Below are 22,787 nucleotides of genomic sequence, written 5' to 3' on the forward strand. Positions count from 1 at the left end.
ATTATCTGTTTTTTTAGTTTTTTATGATATTTTCAATGCGCACCACTTTTTCGCCTAAACATTGAGGATATTTACATAAAGTAGTTTTGTAACAACTTCCATTAAACTCATAATCTAGTTGTCCAGAAACTAAAATTCCTATTACTTTATTTGAACATAAATTAAAAACGGGTGATCCTGAATTTCCTTGAAAGCTATCCAAAGAAGTATAAAAGAATTGTAGTTTAGAGTTGTCTATAATATCAGCATTTAAGGCAGCTTTTTTAGGTAATCCTGTAGGATGACCAATCATGTAAATTTCGTCTTTTTTTTGGAGCGTTCTAGAGTTTTCCCATTCTAATATAGGAATGGATTTTGGGAAAGTTCTATCTACTTTAAATTGTACTACATCTAACTCTTCAAACTCTTTTTCAATTTTAGTAGGGTAATAAATATTAGATGCAAGTACAATTGATGAAATCTCTTTTTTTTCATCTAAGAATTGAAAACCAAATACGATGGCATAATCATTTATTGATCTTTCAAAAACATGCTTTGCGGTAATCATTGTTTGTTCACTAATAACAAAAGCGGTTCCAGAGCCTACAACAGGTTGATTGGTAAAGGCTTCATTAGCACATAAATTATATGTTTTTTGCAACGTATTGTAAAAATCTAATTGATATTCAAAATTAGAAATAGCATGTAATCGTTCCTTTTCTATAATCATAGCTACAGATTTTGACGTTTTAATAATTGAAGATTGCCATTTTACGAGTGAATCTAATGCTGTTATTTCTAATCTACTATCGTATTTTCCTATTCCTTTTAACCGTTCCACTCTTTTTCCACAGGAGGTTATATATTTTGAGTTTTCATTGATATGTACCATAGTACTAACAACAACTTCTTCTAACTCTTGAACTTCTAGTGTAATGTTAATTATATTTTCTTTTGCAACCGTTTTTTCTATGGCTTGCATACCTGTAAAAGTAAAAACTAGAATATCTCCTTCTTTTGCTGCTATTGAGTATTTTCCATCATAATCAGTTACCGTTCCATTGGTTGTATTTTTAATTAAAACACTTACACCAGGAAGAGGTTCTTGTCCATCTTTTACCACACCTCTTATAATCCTTTGTTGAGCTAATACACTATGAGATAAAAAAAGAAAAAAGAGATATTGATATGTTAAGAATTTCTTCATTTTACTTAATTCCTTTGTTGTATAAAGTAAAAAGAGGAATATCAATAACAAACCCAATTCCTATTCGATAAGATTCAATATCTGTGAATTCTCCATTTCCATTATCGATATCTCTTAACTTTGGCCCGTACTGGATTCCAGCATTTATGGCAAAAGGAGATCTATTAAATCCATAGCTTACGTAAAGTCCAGGAGAGAAAATATCTTTAAAATTGAAATCGGGTAAGGTTCCAGTATCGTTGTTATTATCTAATCGAAATCTAACTGGCGCACCAATGTCTATTATAGGAACAAATATTCCAAGAGAACCTTTATTAAGATTCCAAAATTGTCCATATAACCCTATTGGAGCTGTTATACCTGCAAAATTTGCATTGTCGATTGTATTGTTACTAATTTCTCTTCCAAATAATATACCAGGGAATGAGTTAATAGAAACATAAGTAGATGTTTCTTCTTTTATAGAAGAACTTCCCGTTGGTAATGCGAAAGATTCAAGTGCATTTTCTACATCTTCAGAAGTGTTAGAGGTAGCTATATTACTTATAAAGTGAACTAAACGTATTACATTATTATCTTTGACACGGAATACATTGGTTGTTAATTCAGGTAAATAAACAGGTATTAATCTTAAAAGATTATTGGTAGTGGTTTCTAGCTCTTTCTCTTTGTTTTCATTAAAAATTACACTTTTAAAAGTTAATGAAGCATATTCTTCTATAGTTATTATAATTTGATCTTTAATTCCTGGAGGAAGTTGACTTACTTTACTAGCTAAAAAAGCTTCAATTGGGGCTTTAAAAGTTTCGTTAAAATCTATTTTTGCGTATTCTTTGAGAATAATTATAGCTGTATCACTGTTTTCGATAGCACTTTTAAATTGAGTAAGATACTTTTCAAATTCATCTTTTTTATCATTTATTATGGTTTTATATAAAGTAGTGTATTGTTGTTTTAAATTAGCTAATGAAGCATTGTTTGAACTATTTAAAATATAATTAAGCTGTTCAGCTATCTTTTTAAAAGCTTCTTTTTTATCGGTGTTAGTAGGGATGCTTTTATAAGAAAGGAATTCTTTTAATAGAAGTAAATTATTGGCATTTATAAAGTCATTTTTTAACTCAAGGAGTTTATTCAAAGAAATGTTATTATTGCTAAAATTTGAAGGTATCTCCAATGCATTTATAATAGCAGTAGTAAATTTCTTTTGATGAAGATCCAAAAATATTTGATTAACACTTGTAGCTGTTTTGAAATAAGGTTTTGTTTTTTGTAAAATGGATACGGTATCTAATTTGGCTTCGAAAAAATTTAATTCTATTCCTTTTCTAGTAATATTTTCAGCAGTTTTAGTAATTTCTTCAGAGAAACCAATTAATGTGTTTATCAATTCATATACATCTGTATAGAAAACTTTATCATTAGTTTTATTCGATTTTTTTACTTGTTCTATGTTTTTTTGAAGTTTTTCAGAATAGGATGAAATATTAGTGATGTTTTCTTTTAAAAAAGAAATAACATCTTTAATTTTTTCTTCATTTGCATCAATATTAGTAGGATCCGCACTCGTCATCAATTTCTCTAAATTAAAGTCTATTACATTAGTGTCGTTTCTGAATTTTATATTGAAGTACTTACTGTTTTGTTGATGTAAAAAACCAATATATAAGTAATAAAAATCTCTCATAGAGCCGTAATCACTCATAAAATCTAAAGAAACTAATTTTTGTTTACCGTCATCTATAACCAACATGCTGTGTGCTAGTAATGAAGTTAATTTAATAGTATTAGAAATATTGAATTTAATAGGATCAGTATCTTTTCCCCAACGCTGAATATTTCTACTGTTTTCTAAAATATCAAAGTATTCAATGGGGTTCTCAGTTTTTGAAATTTGAGAAATCAAATCAAAAGCCTCAAAAGCAAAATCTAAATCTGGATTTTCTAATATTAGTTTTTGAAATCTAGGTGTAGTTCTTAAATCATCTAAATTGGAAATAAGATTATTTAAATCTTGTTCTATATACTGTTTCAAATCATCTATAAAATTTAAAACTTGATTTGCATCAAAGTTTTTAAGATAATCTGTAGTAGTTGGTAATAAAACTAAAAGTTCGTTAATATAACTTTCCTGAGATGGGTTGTTTAGATATTCTTTTACTTTATCTATAACGTTAATAGTAAGTTCTTCTTTTATTCTTTTTGCTAAGAACCTAGCAAGCCCATCTATTAGTGTTTCAAAAGCTAAATCTCCACCTAAAAAAGGAAGTGCTTTTTGTACAGAAGAACTATGGTTTACTTGTGCAAATGTGTCTGATTTAAATAAAAAGACTGTGTTATATTTATTTATGAATTTATCTAGTAAAAATGATAAATAAATGTTTTTTTTATCTCTTTTGTAAGTGTTTTCTAAACAAAGTAAACTTGAAAGGTCTAGATAGAATTTTGATTCATAGTAAGTGTTTTTAATTTCTTCAAAATCAGGGTCGCTATAGTTTTCTTTAAGTTGTTGTATTTTAAGAAGATTATTATATTCTGTTAAATTAGCTGAAATAGCATCAATTTTTTGTTTTATAACTGGATAAGAAGGAGTGTTATATTTGCTGCCTAGAGTACTAAAAAGCGGCATGGAAGAACAGTCGGTTAGAGTTTTCCTTTCTGTATCAGTTAAGTAAGAGTTAAAAATAGCAACAGCTTTTGCCATGTCATTAGCAATAGTTTCAGTACGTAATTCGGTACTAATAGTACCATAATCTTTTCTTAATAAATCAATGAGTGTTGCTGCATCCCCAGCTACTGGAGAAGATTTTTGTGCTGTGGTTAATTGAAAAAATAAAGCACAAAAAATTAAAGTAATTTTTAATTTCATTTTTATATTTTGGTTAGTTAGGTCAGGGGAATAGCTTAAAAGCAATTAAATATACGAGAAAAATTTAAAGGATAAAATGGTATAAAAAATGCTAATAATTGATTGAATGTAAAAAAGCAAAACACTTTTTAGTTTTATAAGATTATCTCAAATGATTTTTTTAAAACCTTTTCTTACACTGTAGTATAACTACAATATATAAGTGTTTCAAATTTCTAGAAGTATAGAACTATTTTCCAATTTCTCTTAAAACTATTAATTTTTAATAAGCAAATTCTTAATATATAAAGACTTAAGTAGTTAATAGAATTCACAACAAAAAAGATATAGTATTAAAGTTGGTTTATACTTAGTTAATCTACATTTATGAGTTAAAAGCTTTCGTTTAAGGTTTTTATTTAAAAGCATAGTAAAATAAAATCAATCTTTGAGAAAAGAACAGGAAAGAAATTATAAAAAATTGCATCATTTAGAATTATTAACCAAATAAAACTCTAATTATGCAGGGTACTAAAACACTTGCCGGCTACGACATGGTGCTAGCGTTGTCGCAAAATACCATTAATTATCAGTTTTCTCAATTACATAAGCGTAATATCATTCACAAAAAATGGGGTGTTTTGGGCGGAAAAACTGATGATAATAAAAACTTTCACATTACAGATCAAGATGCCAATTTTAAACAAAAAATTAATGCTTGGATTGCTATTCAAAAAGATATTGAAAAGGCTCGAAAAGATAATAATTGGACTGAAATTGGTAATTTAATGAGCAAAGTGAAATCTGATAACCTAAACTTTAGATTTGGTTGGGAAGCAGTTTTACTTGCACCTGAAGTCAGTTTTATAAAAGATAATACTAAAGAAGTTTTTCTTGAACTTCAGTTTAAAAGTGGAAAATTATATTTCAGAGAAGAAGAAACCAAAGCAGTTTCAGTATTCGACTTAAAAGACGTTTTATATGCTTTTAAAGTTCCTATCGGACAACTTAAAATTTCCAAAGAAAATATGATTTTAGACGCTGGTGAAAGTGCAAAAAAAATCATTCGTGAAAGTGGTTTATCTGATGAAGATTTCACGATTCAAAGTTTGTTTTTGCAATTTGAGAATGCCAACATTTCCAGTTTTGATAGGTCAAAAAGTAAGTTACCTACTGGTAGTGATGAAGCTTTTCAAAATGCGATTGAAAATTATTTTAATATGACAATTGCTGGAAGCGACAATCCATATGTATTGGGTTATGGGATTCAACGTAAGAAAATAAAAGCTACCGAAAAAGCAATGTTTCAACCGACTTCACTTGCATTTTCTACATCATACAGTATTAAAAACAAACAACCAGGAGTGTTTAGTGCACTTAATTTTTTGATGATGCTTAACGATACTAAGCCACCAAGTTCAACAACGGCAGGGATTCTTCCACAAAGTTTAATTGAACTGGGAAAAGATATAAGCAGTTCTACTGATGGCGTATTTTCGATACAACAAAGTCATTTTAATACGTACTTAAACTCATTAGATGCGTATGTGCAGTCAACATTTACAAATCTTGAAGGTGTAACCTTAGTACATGGTTTTGAAAATGGAGTTATGAAACTAGAAAAAAAAGACAAACACATAGATGATACAATAGACACGCTGTATACCATTACGAAAGAATATGTAAAAAACACTGATGACAATTCGGGAATTAAAGTTCGTTATAAAATTGAAATTCACATTACTGTTGTAGTAAAAGCATGGTTCGTGAAAGTAGGCGAAATTACGTTATCAACGAACGGACAATACACTAAAGGTGATGTAAAATCAAAAGGTAGTGTTGGATATTTAGATTTCACTATTAAGAGTGGAAAAACTGGACGTTTTGATTTGATGCATGAATTAACAAAGCCTTCTATCGCGTATGATGAAAATCCGAACTATTTTGAAGGAGGTTTTTGGAAAGTCTTTTCACATATTTTACTGCTCATTTTTGCTTGGGTTTTAGCAATTATTGATGCCATTGTAACTCAAATTGCAGTAGATCTTGGAAAAGACAGTGCTTCGAGTTCTAGTGCTCTAATCGATACACTCAATGATATAGATGTACTAAACCAAACTAATAAAGTGATTCTTCCACTTGGTAGAGTATATGCTTTTAAAAATTTACGTATGGATGCTGAACATGATATTGTAGCGTATGATATCGCGTATGCACCAGTAATTGAAAAACAATAGCCTTATGAAAGTAGACCCAAAATTTCAAATAACGAAAAACGACAATGTAACAGTCGATTTTCAAAGTGAATTAATGAATAATTATTTTCCAGAATCTTCTATAGAAGCTGGAACAACTATTCGTTCATTAATGGTTGGACCTGAACAGCCTTTTATTTTTTGCTTGACAAATGATGGGAAATTGCAAGGTATTTTACGTACCGAAGGTTCCGCTTCTGGCTGGATACAATTGCTACTCTCTAAAGGAAAAGTAACTTCTTTTGAACTTGAATATAACACAGATGAAGATTATTTCCAGATTGCTAAAGTAGAGGATAACAAAGTATGGATTTCTGATCAAATTCCACTCAATGCAACACAATTTGCCACTTTAGATAAAAGTTTATCGTGGACAAGTATGGAAGCAGTAAATGCTGATGAAATAATCAATAAAGTATCTATTGGTGTAGAAAGAGTTGTGTTTTCTACAACGACTAAAGGGAAGGATGCCAATTATTACGTAGCAAATTTAGACGGCTTAATACCAAAACTTTGTACACTATTTGAAAATGGAATGAAAATCATTCAGTTTGAATTAGGTAATTTTCAATACAACGATGGTGTTTTTATGTTGTATGATATTGGAAAAGAACGTTCGTTTGTGTTTCAATCGTTTCCTGATGAACGTTTTGGTAAATCTTCCAAAGCACGTTTTGAAAGTGATGATTATGTAAATTGTTTTGCGCTAGTAGAGTCTGATGATACTAACGACATTGTATATGCTGCTGGGAAAAATATTCATCAGTTTGTAACTGGGATTGAAGATGAAGAAGTAGAGGTAATCAAATTACCAGGAAACTTTGAGGATATTACTAGAATTCGTGCTGCACGAAATAGTGATTATCACAGTGTATGGTCGCTTAACGAAAAAGGCTTGCACTATCAAACCAATCACTTTTTTGAGCAAAAAACGCAACAATTTGTCTCTACTCAATGGACGCAACCTATTGTCATGGCGTCAGATGCAGAACAATTTTGTTGTGTAAAAGGCAACGGAATTCGTAATCAATTGTTTTCTATTAGTACTAAATATGGAAGTGAACTCACTAGTTTATGGCAAGATGCTACAACAACGTTGTGGAATAAGAAAACGCTTTCCATCAAAGAAATTGATAGTCTAAAAAAAATAGAATCGTACTCTGCACATGTTCGATTTCGCAGTAAGGCCACTAAAACATTTCAAGGATTACAAGTAAAGTTGAGTGCTGAAAGTAATTTGTTTGTGTATGTTGATAACGAAAGTTACCATATTGGTCCTGACACAGAAGTGCAAATTCCTTTAAATGTTAATGCGGAGTTCACTATCATTTGTCCGGTAAAAGAGTTGGGATCTTGCCGAATTTTACTCAATGCAAATTTTTTAGAAAACACTATTGCTATTAATCTAGCGCAACAAGTACTAGAAGATTTACAGAAAAAAGCTTCTTCTGGTAAAGATTTGGCAGCTGCTCGCAAACAAAATGGCGATTTGTTGGTACCAAAAGGGACAGACATAAAAACACTAAACAGTGCTGCTGATGGAATTCAGAAAATGTTAGAAGCTGCCAAAACGTTGGAAAGTGATACCGGTACAAACTTGCATCGTTCTTCATTTACTGTCGGACAACAAATCGCTACAAACACACAAATGCGAGTTAGTAATGTGAATACAAGTACTGTTTCACATCACGGATTAACATTAGGTGATTTTTTGCATGCTGTTTGGGATGGAACGAAACAAACTGTCGAATTTATTGTTGAAAAAATAAAAGATGGTTTGCAATTTGTTATCAAAATTGGAGAACAAGTCTTTAATTGGATTGTAAAAACCATTCGGGAAATAGGTGCATTTATTCAGAAAATATTTGATGCGATTAAAGTGTTTTTTAAAGATTTGTTTGAATTTTTAGCATTTTTATTCGATTGGGATGCAATTGTGGATACTAAAAATGCTTTTAAAGAATTTACCAACGTGGCTATCATTTCTTTAAAGGATGAATTAAAAAATATTCGCAAGTTTGTAGATGATACGTTGGACAAACAGATTGAGAAATTTTCTCCAGAATTGGTAGATATTCCCGATTCGCTTGGAAAAATTGATCCTTCTCAACCTTCAGATGAAAAAACAGCTGATCCACGTGCGAATTGGTTAAATTCTAAAAAGAATTATTTACATGATAGTTCAGGGAAACCTATCAGTTCACAAATTCCAACAGATTTTACAGATGTTTTTACTTCGTTTACTACACAATTAAAAGACATTCTAGTAAAATCAGGAGAAGGCTTCAAGCTACAAATGGATATTATTTTTGAAGGTTTTAAAAAAATGATTCAAGGAGAAATGTCATTTTTAGACTTCTTAAAATTACTCTTGCAAAAACTCGCAGGACTGAGTCTGTTTTTAGTTAAACAATTAATGGATTTGATTTTTGTATCACTGGATACTCTTATAGGTCTAGCGCAAGTTGGATTGAATAAACAATGGGAAATTCCGATTATAACGCAAATTTACAAGTCTGTAACTAAAAGTAACGAGTTAACATTTTTAGATGTAATGTGCTTGTTTGTGGCAATTCCTACTACCATTTTATACAAAATTGGGGAAGGAAAAGCACCATTTGGTGAAGGAAAAACCAAGGAAGAATTCATTAACCGAGGTAAAACCATATTTCAACTTAACTTAAACTAATTTATCATGGCACAAGAAATAGATAACTCCATAGAAAATACACTTAATGATGTAGATAAAGTTTTTGCTATTAGTGGTTTAGCATTATCTGGTTTGTCTCTTTTGTTTTATCCAGCTGAAGAAATTGCAGATAGCACAGAAACCGATTTAGGTTTTGTAGGAGGCATTACCAAAACAATATCAATGCTTGGTTTAGTTGGAACATTTTGGTCAATGGGATTATTATACCATCGAAAAGTAGAGGTTTCTCCAATTGTAAAGTGGGTGTTGATTCCGCTGTTAGTGTTAGATGTTTTATTGTTAGCGCTTCTGTTTTCTATGATGGCGCTAAACACTGCTAGTGTCGCAAAAGTTGGAAAATTGGCGTTGAAATATGTAAAGCCTGCTGTATGTTCTTTAGGTGCAGTAGGAATGATTGTCGGAATGGCTGTGATGCCAAAACAACTTCTAAATATGAAGTTTATAGGAAAAACCATTCATTATTTACCAGCAGCATTGGGTTATGCCCCTATTAATAAGCATCCATTTTATGTATTGGTAGTTTTTGTTCGTACTGGCGGATTAATTACTTCATTAGCGGGAGGTATTGTAAATGTTGCGACGGAGGATAACGATGATGAACAATTAAAATTGGAGAGTTAGGGTTTATCTCTGTATTAACTAAGTGATAAAAAATTAACATAAGTACAAGTTTAAATCCTGAGGAGATTATAACAAGCCTTACTAGTTTTAGTAAGGTTTTTTTGTTGTTTGAATATCAGTCACTTATAAAACAACACAAACTCATTTGTTGATTTTTAATTTTTTGTAACTTTGTATTCAGAGATGAAAAGTGTTTTAACTAAAATAACAGCTGTTCTAATGACATTTGTAGTATTATTTTCTACAATGTCAATTACCGTTAATAGTCATTATTGTGGTGACTATTTAGTAGGTGTTAGCTATTTTGGTAAAGCTAAATCATGTGGAATGGAAATGGCTTCGAATAATAAATCAGAAGAATGTTCTATTACCAAAAAAAACTGTTGTAACGATACTGTACATGTAATTAAAGGACAAGACGATTTAAAAAATTCACTTTTTGATTCATTGTCATTTCAACAACAGTTATTCATAGTTTCGTTCTTTATATCGTATCACAACCTTTTATCTCAAACTTCAAACACCAAATTATCTATTGGAGAGTATGTCTCCCCAATACTGGTCAAAAATATCCGACTTCTTATTGAAGTATATTTAATATGATTTAAATAACTTAAAGGCAGTCTTTTAGCATTTTTTTAGCTAAAAGTCTTTACTATTTTTAAGTTAAATGTTTAAAACATATTATATGCTAAACGCAAGCATTAAATTTTTAATAAATAATAAATTAGTTGCATTTTTATTGGTATTCTTATGTATATCAATAGGGATTGTTACTGCACCTTTTAATTGGGAAACTGGTATTTTACCTAGTAACCCTGTTGCTGTTGATGCAATTCCAGATATTGGAGAAAATCAACAAATAGTTTTTACAAAATGGGATGGGAGATCTCCTCAAGACATTGAAGATCAAATTACGTATCCTTTAACAACTTCTCTACTAGGAATTTCGGGAGTAAAAACTATTCGAAGTTCTTCCATGTTTGGCTTTTCTAGTATTTACATCATTTTTGATGAAAATGTAGATTTCTACTGGAGCAGGTCTCGTATTCTGGAGAAATTAAATTCCTTGCCTAGTAATTTATTACCAGAAGGTGTAAGTCCTTCACTAGGACCAGATGCAACGGCATTAGGACAAATTTTTTGGTACACCTTAGAAGGAAGAGACGAAAACGGAAAAGTAACAGGCGGATGGGATTTACATGAATTGAGAAGTATTCAAGATTACTATGTAAAATATGCACTTTCATCTGCTAGTGGAGTTTCAGAAGTCGCTTCAATAGGTGGGTATGTGCAAGAATACCAGATTGATGTTAAACCAGAATTGTTACGTCAATATAACATCGGATTACAAGAAGTTGTTAAAGCAGTTAAGTTTAGTAATCAAGATATAGGTGCCCAAACTATAGAAATTAATCAAGCTGAGTATTTAGTAAGAGGGTTGGGGTATATTAAAGAGATTGCTGATATAGAAAATGCGGTGATAACGTCTACTAATTACACTTCTATTAGAGTAAAAGATGTAGCAAAAGTTTCTTTAGGAACAAAGGCACGAAGAGGTGTTTTAGATAAAGAAGGTGCAGAAGTTGTTGGTGGCGTTGTGGTTTCTCGCTATGGAGCAAATCCGTTACAGGTTATCAATAATGTAAAGCTGAAAATAAAAGAACTCAGTGCTGGTTTGCCAACTAAAATTTTAAAGGACGGAAGAGTTTCTCAATTAACTATTGTTCCTTTTTATGATAGAACCGAGTTGATTAAAGAAACTTTGAATACGCTTAACGAGGCATTAAGTTTAGAAATCTTAATTACGATTTTAGTAATTGTAGTGATGGTATTCAACTTGAGAGCGTCTATTTTAATTTCAGGATTATTACCAGTGGCTGTTTTAATGGTTTTTGGAGCGATGAAAGTTTTTGAAGTAGATGCAAATATTGTAGCACTTTCTGGAATTGCTATTGCTATTGGAACCATGGTAGATGTCGGTGTGATTTTGGCTGAAAATATCATTCGACATATTGAGGTAAGTAAACAGAATTATTCTATGAATAAGATTGTTTACAAAGCTACTGCTGAAGTATCAGGTGCTATTGTTACTGCTGTAATGACTACCGTTATTAGTTTTTTACCCGTATTTACAATGATAGGAGCTGAAGGAAAGTTATTCCGTCCGTTAGCATTTACTAAAACTTTCGCATTAATAGCAGCAATTATTGTAGCATTATTCATTATTCCGCCAATAGCAGCGCTTGTTTTCAAGAAGAGAATCATCACAAGAAAACTAAAGTTTTTACTAAATGTAATGGTAATTTTAGTAGGAATAGTAAGTGTTATTTTTGTTAGTTGGATTGGGTTGCTTTTAGTTGGTTTTGGTATTATAAGTTTTTTAATTTACTACGATATAATTGATTCCAAAAGAGGAAATCTTCTAAATGTTAGTATTTCCGTTTTTACCATTGTTGTATTGTTAGCTAGTTATTGGAGGCCATTAGGAGTAGATAAAAGCATTTTGTTGAACATCTTTTTTGTGGCTATTATTTGTTTTGGTTTATTAGGTTTCTTTTCTTTTTTCCAGAAATATTACAGTCAGATTTTACAATGGGCACTACAAAATAAGTTGTTGTTTTTTTTAATACCGATAACGGTATTAGTATGTGGTTTTTTAATATTCAAGAATACGGGTAAAGAGTTTATGCCTTCCTTAAATGAAGGATCGTTTCTTTTAATGCCAACTTCTATGCCTCATTCTGGCGTAGATGAAAATAAACGTGTATTACAGCAACTCGACATGGCTGTTGCCAATATTCCAGAAATAAAAACGGTTGTTGGAAAAGCTGGAAGAGTTGAGTCAGCATTAGATCCGGCTCCTATGTCTATGTATGAAAATGTAATATTATACAAGTCAGAATATTTGATTAACGATGAAGGAGAACGACAACGATTCAAGGTAAATGAAAAAGGATTGTATTTGTTAAAAAATGGGAAGACTGTTGCAAATCCGAACACAACGGATAAAATCTCTGATGTACTTTTTTACGAAGTAAATTCTAAAGATCTTATTCCTGATGAGAATGGTGAATTCTTTAGGAGTTGGAGGCCATCAATTAAATCTCCAGACGATATTTGGAATGAAATTGTAACAGCAACTAAGTTACCAGGAGTTACTTCTGCACCTAAATTACAACCTATAGAAACCCGTTTGGTAATGTTACAAACCGGAATGAGAGCTCCGATGGGGATTAAGGTGAAAGGGCAAGATTTAAAACAAATAGAAGCTTTTGGTTTACAATTAGAAAGCGTTTTAAAAGAGGTTGAAGGAGTTAAGAAAGAAGCTGTTTTTGCAGATAGAATTGTAGGGAAGCCGTATTTGTTAATTGATATTAATAGAGAAAAATTAGCACGTTACGGAATTTCTATTCAAACGGTACAAGATGAATTAAAAGTTGCAGTTGGAGGAATGGAAATAACACAAACGGTTGAAGGAAGAGAACGATATGGTGTGCGAGTTCGTTATCCAAGAGAGTTACGCTCAACTCCCACAGATTTAGAAAATATTTACATACCTATTCCTAAAGGAAATTATGTTCCGTTAAGTGAATTGGCATCAATTCGCTATGAGCAAGGTGCGCAAGTTATTAAGAGTGAAGACACTTTTTTAATCGGTTATGTGCTATTTGACAAATTAGCTGATTTCGCTGAAGTTAACGTAGTTGAAAAAGCGCAGGAAGTTATTCAACAAAAAATAAGTAAAGGAGAATTAGTTGTTCCTAAAGGAATATCGTATCAATTTACAGGAACGTATGAAAATCAAACTAGAGCAGAGAAAACGTTATCAGTTGTTGTGCCTTTGGCATTGATAATAATATTCTTGATTCTATATTTTCAATTTCGATCAATTTCAACTTCTTTAATGGTGTTTACGGGAATCGCTGTGGCATTTGCGGGCGGATTTATAATGATGTGGTTGTACGGGCAAGATTGGTTTTTAAATTTTAGTGTATTTGGGAAAAACTTAAGAGAATTATTTCAAATGCATCCAATTAATTTAAGCGTAGCTGTTTGGGTAGGATTTATTGCTTTATTCGGAATAGCTACGGATGATGGAGTAGTAATGGCTACCTATTTAAAACAGACATTTGATAAAGAGAAACCAACTACAGTTGAAGCTATAAGAGCAGCTGCTTTACATGGAGGAAACAAACGAATTAGAGCGTGTTTAATGACTACGGCTACCACAATTTTAGCTTTGTTACCTGTCTTAACTTCAACAGGGAGAGGAAGTGATATTATGATTCCAATGGCTATTCCAGCTTTTGGAGGAATGATTATAGATGTTACTTCGTATTTTATAGTGCCTGTGCTATATAGTTTACGAGAAGAATTTTTATTAAAACGAAGTAAAAATCAATATGAAAATGAATAAGTCTTACATAAAATATGTAGTTGCATTGGGTATTGTTTTTTTGTCGATTAATTTGACAGGGCAGGAATTAGAGACGTATATCCAACAAGCTTTGGAAAGTAATCTGGAAATTCAGCAAATTGAAACACAATATAAACGTGTTTTAGAAAAACAAAATGAGGTAAATACATTGTCTAATACAGAAGTGGGTGTTGGAGTTTTTGTGAGTTCACCAGAAACTAGAACTGGGGCTCAAAAATTCAAAGTTTCTGTTAAACAAATGCTTCCATTTTTTGGTACAATCACAGCAAGAGAAAATTACGCTTCATCTTTAGCAGATGTCACTTATCAAGATATCGTTATCAAGAAGAGAAATATTGTAGCTTCAGTATCTCAATCGTATTATACGTTGTATGAAATAAAAGCTAAGCAAGCTGTTTTAGATGATAATATTGAATTACTTGCTACTTATGAAAAATTAGCGTTAACCTCTGTGGAGGTTGGAAAGGCATCGGCGGTTGATGTGCTAAAACTTCAAATTCGACAAAATGAGTTGAAACAAAAAAAGGAGGTTTTGCAAGAGACCTTTTTAGCTGAACAAGCTTTTTTTAATAAACTTTTAAATAGAAAAACATTAGAAGAAGTTGTGTTGGTTAATCGTTTAGAAATGCCTAAAAAAGTAGAAGTTGTAGCTGCGGAAGGTTTAAAACTTCATCCAGAACTAATTAAGTACGATCGTTTATTTGCGTCTGTTGAAAAATCTGAAGTGCTCAATCAAAAACAACGCAATCCAATGTTAGGATTTGGTTTGGATTATATCAACGTAGAAAAAAGACCTGATATGACTTTTGATGATAATGGAAAAGATATTTTAATGCCAATGGTGTCAGTATCTATACCAATCTTCAATAAAAAATACACGTCTATTAGCAAGCAACACAAGTTGCAACAGGATGAAGTATTAACTCAAAAACAGCAGCGATTAAATAGTTTAGAAGTGAAACTTCAAAAAGCTATTTCTAGTAGAAATACTGCGTTTATACAATTTAAAACGCAACAGCAAAATTTTAGCCAAGCAAAAAATGCTCAAGACATTTTGATAAAAAGTTATGAAACAGGAACTATAGATTTTAATGATGTTTTAGATATTCAGGAATTACAACTAAAATTTCAAATGAATATGATAACATCCTCAGTTGATTATTACAATCATACTGTTACAATACATTATTTAACACCACAAAACTAAAGAAATGAAACACACATATAAAGTTACAGGTATGACCTGTGGAGGTTGCAAAGCTTCTGTTGAAAATAGTTTAAAATCTCTTGGAGGTATAGAGGATGCAACTGTTAATTTAGAGCGTAAAGAAGTTGAGGTAAAAATGAGTCATCATTTAAAACTATCAGAACTTCAAAATGCCTTAACCGAAAAATATCAAATTACTGAAGAGGTAAAGCAAGTTGAGCAAAGTTATACTTCAAATGAATTTTTTGAAGAGGAGAAAAGTAAGTTTCAACAGTTAAAACCACTATTTCTAATTTTATTCTACATTACTACTGCCGCAATTTTAATGCATAGAAAAGATTGGAGTTGGAATGGTTTTATGCTCGATTTTATGGGGCTGTTCTACATCGTATTTAGTTTCTTCAAAATGCTCGATTTAAAAGGCTTCCCAGATTCATTTAGAATGTATGATCCGTTGGCAAAGAAAGTGCCAGTGTATGCTAAAATATACCCGTTTTTAGAAACAGCTTTAGGGCTACTATTTTTGCTGCGTTTTGAAGTTACAATAGCTTTAATAATTACGTTAATTGTTCTTGGTATTACAACCTATGGTGTAACAAAAACATTGCTAGATAAAAAGGCAATTCGTTGTGCTTGCTTGGGTACGGCTTTAAAACTACCAATGACCGAAGCAACTTTTATTGAAAATGCTATTATGATTGTAATGGCAATTCTGATGCTAATAAATTAGGAAAGATGGTAAAACGACAGACAGCAATTAAGATTAGAAAAGCACATCGTTACTTAGGATTGTTTTTAGGAATTCAGTTTTTATTATGGACTATAAGTGGCTTGTATTTTAGCTGGACAGATATTGATGAAATTCATGGAGATCATTTTAAAAATTTAACGAATCAACCTAAAGCCTTTGATAGTTTAATTAGTCCTACAAAGCTTGGAATTTCAGGCGGAATTAGAACAATCGAATTAAGAGATGTAAATAACACTCCGTATTACTGGATTAACAAAAACCATTTGTATAATGCTTTTAATGGTAGTAAAAAGGAAGAAATTACTCAAGAGGAAGCTTTATATATCGCTAGTAATTATATGAAATCCAATTTAGAAGTAACGTCAATCGAACTAATAACAGAAGTAGGTAAGCATCACGAGTATCGAGAAAAATTATTACCAGCTTATGTGGTGTCGTATAAAACTGATGAATCGGTTAAAGCCTATGTTTCTGTTAAAGATGGAAAATTTCAAACTGTAAGACACCAAAGTTGGAGATGGTTTGATTTTTTATGGATGACACACACTATGGATTATGAAGGGAGAGATGATTTTAATACCATTGTATTAAGAGCATTTTCTTTACTAGGATTAATAACAGTTTTAAGTGGTTTCTTACTGTGGTATACATCTTCGCCTACACTAAGAAAAATATTTAGTAGAAAAAATAAATAAAAGATGAAGAAATATATAGTTTATATAGTAATTCTATTGGTGGGTTTATTTTTAGGTTGGTTACTTTTTGGAAATTCATCTGATAAAGAAGTAGCGCATGAACATTCAGAAAAGAGTGATGTAAAACAGATGTGGACCTGTTCTATGCATCCTCAAATTATGCAACCAGAAGCAGGTGATTGTCCAATTTGCGGGATGGATTTAATTCCAGCAGCATCTGGATCTGAAGGATTAGCAGCTGATCAGTTTAAATTGACAGAAAATGCCATGGCATTGGCTAATGTTCAAACAACGGTTATTGGTGATTCTTTAGAAGAAGGAAATACGATTACATTGTCAGGTAAAATTGTTGAAAACGAAGAAACAAACTTGGTGCAAGCGAGTTACTTTCAAGGAAGGATAGAGCGATTGTATATTAACTCTACAGGAGAGAAAATTACGAATGGACAATTATTAGCAACTATTTATGCTCCAGAATTAATAAAAGCGCAACAAGAATTGTTAACAGCATCTAGTTTAAAAGAAAGTCAACCAGCATTGTATGAAGCGGTTCGAAAAAAGCTTAAACTATGGAAGTTGTCTGATGCTCAAATAAAACAAATAGAGAGTTCAAAAAAAATAAAAGAGAATTTTCCAATTTATGCAACGGTTTCAGGTGTGGTTATTCAAAAGATAGTAGCCCAAGGAGACTATGTAAAACAAGGAGAACCATTGCTAAAAGTTTCTAATCTTTCTACAGTATGGGCAAATTTTGATATTTATGAAAATCAAATAGGGAGTCTCAAAAAAGGACAAGAAATCATGGTGTCAACGAATGCATTTCCAAATGAAGTTTTCAAATCTAAAATAGCTTTTATTGATCCAGTAATGAATCCATCAACAAGAACAACAAGTGTAAGGGTTGAACTAAGTAATAAAGATAGTAAGTTCAAACCAGGAATGTTTGTGATAGGGAAAGCAGACGTACATAAAACGGATAATGATAAAGAGCTAAGCATTCCAGCTTCTGCTGTATTATGGACAGGTAAAAGATCAATAGTTTATGTGAAAGTGAAATCTGATGCACCTGTTTTTGAAATGAGGGAAGTTGTTCTAGGCAATAGAGTAGGAGATAATTATATAATAGTAAGCGGTATTAATTCTGGAGAGGAAGTGGTTACAAATGGAACTTTTACTATTGATGCTTCTGCGCAATTAGCAGGAAAAAAATCCATGATGAATCATAGCAAATCTACCGCTGATGTGTTTGAGGTGTCTAGTATGTTTAAAGACCAATTACAGAAAGTGTATAATAATTATATCGTTCTAAAAGATAACCTGATTACTTCCAATAGCGCAACTGCAAAATTAGATGCTGAGAAACTAAAAAAGAGCCTTGAAGATATTGATATGAAATTATTAACGGATGCTAAAGCTCATGAAAAATGGATGATTTTATACAAAACTTTGAAGTCTAAGAGTACTTTGATAGCAAAAACATCTGACATCAAAGAACAGAGAAGAGAATTCAAACCCCTATCAAATCATTTAATAGCTGCTGTAGAATCTTTCGGAATTACAGAAACTACCTACAAATTGTATTGTCCAATGGCAGATAGTGATAAAGGTGGTTTTTGGTTAAGTAAAGAAGCTAAAGTGTTGAATCCATACTTTGGTGATATGATGTTAAAATGTGGAGAAATAAAAGAAACAATTAATAATAAATAAATATATAATCATGAAAAAAGTAATTTTAAGTGTCGCTTTACTAGCGATTATAGGTATGGCAAGTTGTAAAAGCGAGCCAAAAAAAGAAACTACAACTCAAACCGAAGAAACAACTAAACAGGAAGTTGCAGTAATGGAAGGAACATTTGGCGTTAGAGGAAACTGTGGAATGTGTAAAAACACTATTGAAACTGCTGCGAATGGTGTAGATGGTGTAAGCCAAGCTGAATGGGATAAATTGAGAAAAAAAATTAAAGTTGCATACGACGCATCAAAAACAGATATCGATGCTATTCATAAGGCAATTGCAGCTTCTGGGTACGATACGGATAAAGTAATGGGAGATGAATCTGCCTATGAAAATTTACCAGGTTGTTGCAAGTACGATCATGAAATGGAAATGAGCATAAAAGGTGAGGTTAAAGAAACTGAAGATATGCATTAATCATTTTTGTTTTCTTATAAATAAAAAGATTTAATTATTCTATTTAATAACAGACCTTACTAGTTTTAGTAAGGTTTTTGTTTTTTTATAATTAAAATATATATTTATGAAGAATATATAAATCATTTTAAGAATGGGAAAATTTGAAATTTATAAAGACAAAGCACAGGAGTTCAGATTTAGATTAAAAGCAGGAAATGGACAATCAATTTTAGCTAGTGAAGGATATGCTTCTAAAGCTTCTTGTACTAATGGAATTGAATCTGTAAAAAAGAATTCAGCTAAAGATTCAAACTTTGAAAGATTAGAATCAAAAGACGGTTCGCCATATTTTAATTTAAAAGCTTCTAATGGCCAAGTAATTGGAACGAGTGAAAAGTATTCATCTACTAGTGCAATGGAAAACGGAATTGAATCAGTTAAGAAGAATGCTCCTGCAGCTTCTGTTGAAGATTTAAGTTAGAAACGATAGTAATTTATATATAAAACTACAGTGTTAATTGGCATTGTAGTTTTTTTATGCAACCCATTGTTTTTGTTGTTGAAAATTAATTTAAAGTCATAAATAATTATTGATACACTGCTTATTTTAACTTTTTTAACTTTTCGTCTGTTAGGTAAATCTGTTCGTCTATACTTTTAAACCTTTTATCGTTTAATAACATAGGTTAAACTAAAGTATTTGAAGATTCAAATAATAAGCATTAAATTGGCGTTTAGGGATTAAATAAATTTAGGAATGCAGAACATATTAACAATAATGTTAATTGAAGATGATCAGATTGAAGTAATGAAATTCAATCGGATTTTATCCAAGATGGATATGAATCATAACGTAATTGAGGCTAATAATGGGGAAGAGGCTTTAAATTACTTATTAAAAAAAGAAAATCTACCAAGTATTATTCTTCTAGATCTTAATATGCCGAAAGTAAACGGTATTGAATTTTTAAAGATTTTAAAGAATGACGATGTGTTAAAATACATACCTACAATTGTTTTAACAACATCAAATAACTATAAAGATATCTTCGAATGCTATAAAATAGGTATAGCAGGTTATTTAGTTAAACCATTAAAATACGAAGATTATAAAAATAAACTAATAAAATTATTATCTTACTGGAGCGTTAATGAATTGATTACAGTTTAAACCATAGGTCGCTACCAAACTTTTTGTGGCTAATAGTCAGTATTTAAGCTTGTTAATTTCTTCATTTCAAAAACATAAGTGTTTGTAGAGTAGAATTTAATTAAATTCTAAAACTAAAGTTTATGAACGAGAATGAAATTCTGAGTTTAAAAAAGGCTTTAGAAGAAGAACGTGTCGCAAGAAAATTAGCTGAACAAAAACACGCTAAACTAGAGGAAAGTTTACTTCAAAAAGAGTCTGAATTTAAAGGTATATATGAGAATGTCAACGATGCATTTGTATTGATTGACTTGAACGGCTATGTTTTAAAAATGAACAAAATAGCCGAACAAATGTTTGGGTACCAAAATAATGGTAAGCCTTTAAACTTAATGGAAAAAGTACATCCGAAGGATTATAAATACACTTTAGATGCATTTAAAAAACTTCTTAAAACTGGACGCTATTCCAAATATAGATCAAGAATTATAGCACCAGACGAAACTGTAAAAACACTAGAGGTAAATTGTAGTTTGGTATTCGATAAAGATGGTCAAATAACAGGAGCACTAGGTATTGCAAGAGATGTTACTCAAGAGATAGAAGTTCAAGAGCTTTTAGAACAGCAAAAAAAGCAGATGGATATTATCTTTGATAATTCCCCAGTTGGAATTGTTTTATCTAAAGAAAAGGACGATGATTTTCTATTGATTAATAAAGCCATAGGTGATATGTTGGGGTATACTATGGAAGAAATGAAAGAGGTAACTGTCAATCAGTTTACGCATCCTGATGATCGAAAAATATCACTAAGATTTAGAGAACGACTATCTACTGGAAAGATTGATAATTACAATATTGAGAAAAGATACATTAAAAAAAGTGGAGAAGTAGTTTGGGCTAAAACTGTTGTGAATTCTGTAAAAGATAGCACTGGAAAGGTGAAATTTCAAGTTGCCATTGTTGAAGATATTACAGAGAATAAGTTGGCAAAAGAAAAGCTTATAGAATCTGAAAATAGACTTTCGTCACTCATATCAAATTTAGACAGTGCAGTATTATTGGAAAATGAACAAAGAGAAATTGCTATTGTTAACAAAAAGTTCTGTGATATTTTTTCAATGCCAATGTCTCCAGAAGAACTAGTAGGTCAAGATTGTGCTAAACTGCTTAGAGAGTCAATAGGTTTTTTTGAAGAACCTGAAAGGATTGAAAGTAGGATTAACAAGTTAATCAAAGATAAAAAAGTCATCTTAGGAGATGAACTCCGTTTAATAGATGGTAGAATTTTAGAAAGAGATTATATTCCAATATCTCAGGATAGCGAGTACAAAGGTCACTTATGGACCTATAGAGATGTTACACTATCTAGAAATTACAGAAAAAATCTTGAGACTCAGAAAAAGAGATACAGTAATATTATCGCTAATTTAAAATTAGGTCTTGTAGAATTGAGTGGTGAAGGCAAAATCCTTTCAGCAAACAAGAGTTTTGTTAAAATGACTGGATTTGAAGAAGAGGAAATATTAGGAAAGAGCTTAAGAGGGCTATTCAAGAAAGAAAGAATAAAAGACTTAATTCAGCAAAGGAATAAAAATAAGCGAGAAGGAAAAACAGGTTCTTATGAGTTTAAATTCATCAACAATTCTAATGAAGAGAAAATACTTCTGGTAAGTGCTGCTCCAAGTTATAGTATTAAAGGAGAAATGATTGGTTCTATAGGTATTATTTTAGATATTACTCATATTAAAAAATTAGAATCGCAGAAGGAGGAACTTCTTAAAACATTAGAAATGAGAAATGTTGAGCTGGAAGAATACGCACATATTGTTTCTCATGACTTAAAATCTCCTTTACGAAGTATATCTGCTTTAACTAGTTGGTTAAAAGAAGATTATGGTGATAATATTGGGGAAGATGGTAAAAAGAATATTGATCTGATTCAAGAGGTAGTACAAAAAATGGAAACCTTAATTAATGATATTCTAAATTACTCTAGTATTAAAGAGAAATCGAATGATTTAGAAAACGTAGATATTTATGAGCTAATTAGTGATATTAAAAAGTTAATCTTTGTACCTAAGCATATTACAATTAATATTGATGAGAATTTACCGGTAATTAAAGCAGATAAAGTTCGTATTCAGCAGTTGTTTCAAAATTTGATAAGTAATGCTGTAAATTATACAGACAAAGAAAAAGGCTATGTTAATGTAGGCTACCAAGAAAAAAAGAAGCATCATTTATTTACAGTAGAAGATAATGGAGTAGGTATTGCTAAAGAATATCACGATAAAATTTTTAAAGTTTTTGAATCACTTGGAGATCATAAAGACTCTACAGGAATAGGTTTATCTATAGTTAAAAAAATTGTGGATGTGTATGAAGGCAAAATATGGTTAGAAAGTGAAGAAGGAAAAGGAACAAATTTCTTTATCGAATTTAAAAAATAATACCAAAATGAAAGAGCAGCCAAATATTAACTACATAAAGCAATTATCTGGAGGTGATGTTGAATTTGAAGAAAAAATGCTGTCAATTTTACAGAAAGAGCTCCCAGTTGAGGTAGAAACGTATTTAAATACCTTAAAAATCAATAACTTACAACAAACTGCTGAAATCGTTCATAAAATTAAACATAAAATTAGTATTTTAGGCTTGGAGAAATCATATCAGTTTACAGTTCAATACGAAAAGGAACTACTTGAGGGTAATAAAAGTAAACATGAAGATTTTTTAAAGATATTGAACACAATGTCTGATTTTTTGACCAAATAAATAAAAACATC

16 protein-coding genes are annotated in these 22,787 nt (G+C 31.0%); 14 read left to right on the plus strand and 2 right to left on the minus strand.

All coding sequences use genetic code 11. The annotated features are described in order from the left end of the window. Nucleotides 1-13: 13 nt before the first annotated feature. Nucleotides 14-1,186 (minus strand): S1 family peptidase, encoded by a 1,173-nt coding sequence (locus tag EV195_RS10830; protein ID WP_132794974.1) that lies wholly within the window; start codon nucleotides 1,184-1,186, stop codon nucleotides 14-16. A gap of 1 nt (nucleotide 1,187) precedes the next feature. Beyond that, complete coding sequence (locus EV195_RS10835; protein WP_132794975.1) at nucleotides 1,188-4,055, minus strand: rhoptry family protein; 2,868 nt, start codon at nucleotides 4,053-4,055, stop codon at nucleotides 1,188-1,190. A gap of 500 nt (nucleotides 4,056-4,555) precedes the next feature. Between EV195_RS10835 and EV195_RS10840 the strand changes: the two genes are divergently transcribed. The 14 genes from EV195_RS10840 (at nucleotide 4,556) to EV195_RS10905 (ending at nucleotide 22,776) form a co-directional block, all read left to right on the plus strand. Then, complete coding sequence (locus tag EV195_RS10840) at nucleotides 4,556-6,271, plus strand: hypothetical protein (RefSeq protein ID WP_132794976.1); 1,716 nt, start codon at nucleotides 4,556-4,558, stop codon at nucleotides 6,269-6,271. Between the two features lie 4 nt (nucleotides 6,272-6,275). After that, the gene (locus EV195_RS10845) at nucleotides 6,276-8,978 is read left to right on the plus strand and encodes a hypothetical protein (RefSeq protein WP_132794977.1); all 2,703 of its coding nucleotides are present in this window, start codon (nucleotides 6,276-6,278) and stop codon (nucleotides 8,976-8,978) included. 6 nt (nucleotides 8,979-8,984) lie between these two features. Beyond that, nucleotides 8,985-9,620 (plus strand): hypothetical protein, encoded by a 636-nt coding sequence (locus EV195_RS10850; RefSeq protein ID WP_132794978.1) that lies wholly within the window; start codon nucleotides 8,985-8,987, stop codon nucleotides 9,618-9,620. A gap of 183 nt (nucleotides 9,621-9,803) precedes the next feature. Beyond that, complete coding sequence (locus EV195_RS10855; protein ID WP_449649455.1) at nucleotides 9,804-10,223, plus strand: HYC_CC_PP family protein; 420 nt, start codon at nucleotides 9,804-9,806, stop codon at nucleotides 10,221-10,223. Nucleotides 10,224-10,308: 85 nt separating this feature from the next. Continuing rightward, nucleotides 10,309-14,040, plus strand: a complete 3,732-nt coding sequence (locus tag EV195_RS10860) for an efflux RND transporter permease subunit (protein WP_132794980.1) — start codon at nucleotides 10,309-10,311, stop codon at nucleotides 14,038-14,040. Next, nucleotides 14,027-15,268: a TolC family protein gene (locus tag EV195_RS10865; RefSeq protein ID WP_132794981.1), complete on the plus strand. Its 1,242-nt coding sequence runs from the start codon at nucleotides 14,027-14,029 to the stop codon at nucleotides 15,266-15,268. The genes EV195_RS10860 and EV195_RS10865 overlap by 14 nt, the downstream gene beginning before the upstream one ends. Before the next feature lie 4 nt (nucleotides 15,269-15,272). Next, nucleotides 15,273-15,998, plus strand: coding sequence for a heavy metal translocating P-type ATPase (locus EV195_RS10870; protein WP_132794982.1), 726 nt, complete (start codon nucleotides 15,273-15,275; stop codon nucleotides 15,996-15,998). 5 nt (nucleotides 15,999-16,003) lie between these two features. Then, nucleotides 16,004-16,714: a PepSY domain-containing protein gene (locus EV195_RS10875; protein WP_132794983.1), complete on the plus strand. Its 711-nt coding sequence runs from the start codon at nucleotides 16,004-16,006 to the stop codon at nucleotides 16,712-16,714. Between the two features lie 3 nt (nucleotides 16,715-16,717). Next, nucleotides 16,718-18,421: an efflux RND transporter periplasmic adaptor subunit gene (locus tag EV195_RS10880; RefSeq protein WP_132794984.1), complete on the plus strand. Its 1,704-nt coding sequence runs from the start codon at nucleotides 16,718-16,720 to the stop codon at nucleotides 18,419-18,421. Between the two features lie 10 nt (nucleotides 18,422-18,431). Further along, nucleotides 18,432-18,866: a heavy-metal-associated domain-containing protein gene (locus tag EV195_RS10885; RefSeq protein WP_132794985.1), complete on the plus strand. Its 435-nt coding sequence runs from the start codon at nucleotides 18,432-18,434 to the stop codon at nucleotides 18,864-18,866. A gap of 133 nt (nucleotides 18,867-18,999) precedes the next feature. Continuing rightward, nucleotides 19,000-19,329 carry a YegP family protein gene (locus EV195_RS10890; RefSeq protein ID WP_132794986.1) on the plus strand — a complete coding sequence of 110 codons (330 nt, stop codon included), beginning with the start codon at nucleotides 19,000-19,002 and terminating at the stop codon, nucleotides 19,327-19,329. Nucleotides 19,330-19,605: 276 nt separating this feature from the next. Continuing rightward, nucleotides 19,606-20,019 carry a response regulator gene (locus EV195_RS10895; protein WP_132794987.1) on the plus strand — a complete coding sequence of 138 codons (414 nt, stop codon included), beginning with the start codon at nucleotides 19,606-19,608 and terminating at the stop codon, nucleotides 20,017-20,019. A 122-nt stretch (nucleotides 20,020-20,141) separates the two neighbouring features. Further along, nucleotides 20,142-22,451 (plus strand): PAS domain-containing sensor histidine kinase, encoded by a 2,310-nt coding sequence (locus EV195_RS10900; protein ID WP_132794988.1) that lies wholly within the window; start codon nucleotides 20,142-20,144, stop codon nucleotides 22,449-22,451. 7 nt (nucleotides 22,452-22,458) lie between these two features. Beyond that, nucleotides 22,459-22,776: an Hpt domain-containing protein gene (locus tag EV195_RS10905; RefSeq protein WP_132794989.1), complete on the plus strand. Its 318-nt coding sequence runs from the start codon at nucleotides 22,459-22,461 to the stop codon at nucleotides 22,774-22,776. Nucleotides 22,777-22,787: the final 11 nt, after the last annotated feature.

The sequence above is a fragment of the Tenacibaculum skagerrakense genome (assembly GCF_004345825.1).
In the GTDB taxonomy this organism is placed as follows: Bacteria; Bacteroidota; Bacteroidia; order Flavobacteriales; family Flavobacteriaceae; genus Polaribacter; species Polaribacter skagerrakensis.

Excerpts from the sequence above, each read along its gene's own strand:
- EV195_RS10830 (WP_132794974.1), bottom strand. The coding sequence starts at position 1,186 with ATGAAGAAATTCTTAACATATCAATATCTCTTTTTTCTTTTTTTATCT.
- EV195_RS10835 (WP_132794975.1), bottom strand. The coding sequence starts at position 4,055 with ATGAAATTAAAAATTACTTTAATTTTTTGTGCTTTATTTTTTCAATTA.
- EV195_RS10840 (WP_132794976.1), top strand. The coding sequence starts at position 4,556 with ATGCAGGGTACTAAAACACTTGCCGGCTACGACATGGTGCTAGCGTTG.
- EV195_RS10845 (WP_132794977.1), top strand. The coding sequence starts at position 6,276 with ATGAAAGTAGACCCAAAATTTCAAATAACGAAAAACGACAATGTAACA.
- EV195_RS10850 (WP_132794978.1), top strand. The coding sequence starts at position 8,985 with ATGGCACAAGAAATAGATAACTCCATAGAAAATACACTTAATGATGTA.
- EV195_RS10855 (WP_449649455.1), top strand. The coding sequence starts at position 9,804 with ATGAAAAGTGTTTTAACTAAAATAACAGCTGTTCTAATGACATTTGTA.
- EV195_RS10860 (WP_132794980.1), top strand. The coding sequence starts at position 10,309 with ATGCTAAACGCAAGCATTAAATTTTTAATAAATAATAAATTAGTTGCA.
- EV195_RS10865 (WP_132794981.1), top strand. The coding sequence starts at position 14,027 with ATGAAAATGAATAAGTCTTACATAAAATATGTAGTTGCATTGGGTATT.
- EV195_RS10870 (WP_132794982.1), top strand. The coding sequence starts at position 15,273 with ATGAAACACACATATAAAGTTACAGGTATGACCTGTGGAGGTTGCAAA.
- EV195_RS10875 (WP_132794983.1), top strand. The coding sequence starts at position 16,004 with ATGGTAAAACGACAGACAGCAATTAAGATTAGAAAAGCACATCGTTAC.
- EV195_RS10880 (WP_132794984.1), top strand. The coding sequence starts at position 16,718 with ATGAAGAAATATATAGTTTATATAGTAATTCTATTGGTGGGTTTATTT.
- EV195_RS10885 (WP_132794985.1), top strand. The coding sequence starts at position 18,432 with ATGAAAAAAGTAATTTTAAGTGTCGCTTTACTAGCGATTATAGGTATG.
- EV195_RS10890 (WP_132794986.1), top strand. The coding sequence starts at position 19,000 with ATGGGAAAATTTGAAATTTATAAAGACAAAGCACAGGAGTTCAGATTT.
- EV195_RS10895 (WP_132794987.1), top strand. The coding sequence starts at position 19,606 with ATGCAGAACATATTAACAATAATGTTAATTGAAGATGATCAGATTGAA.
- EV195_RS10900 (WP_132794988.1), top strand. The coding sequence starts at position 20,142 with ATGAACGAGAATGAAATTCTGAGTTTAAAAAAGGCTTTAGAAGAAGAA.
- EV195_RS10905 (WP_132794989.1), top strand. The coding sequence starts at position 22,459 with ATGAAAGAGCAGCCAAATATTAACTACATAAAGCAATTATCTGGAGGT.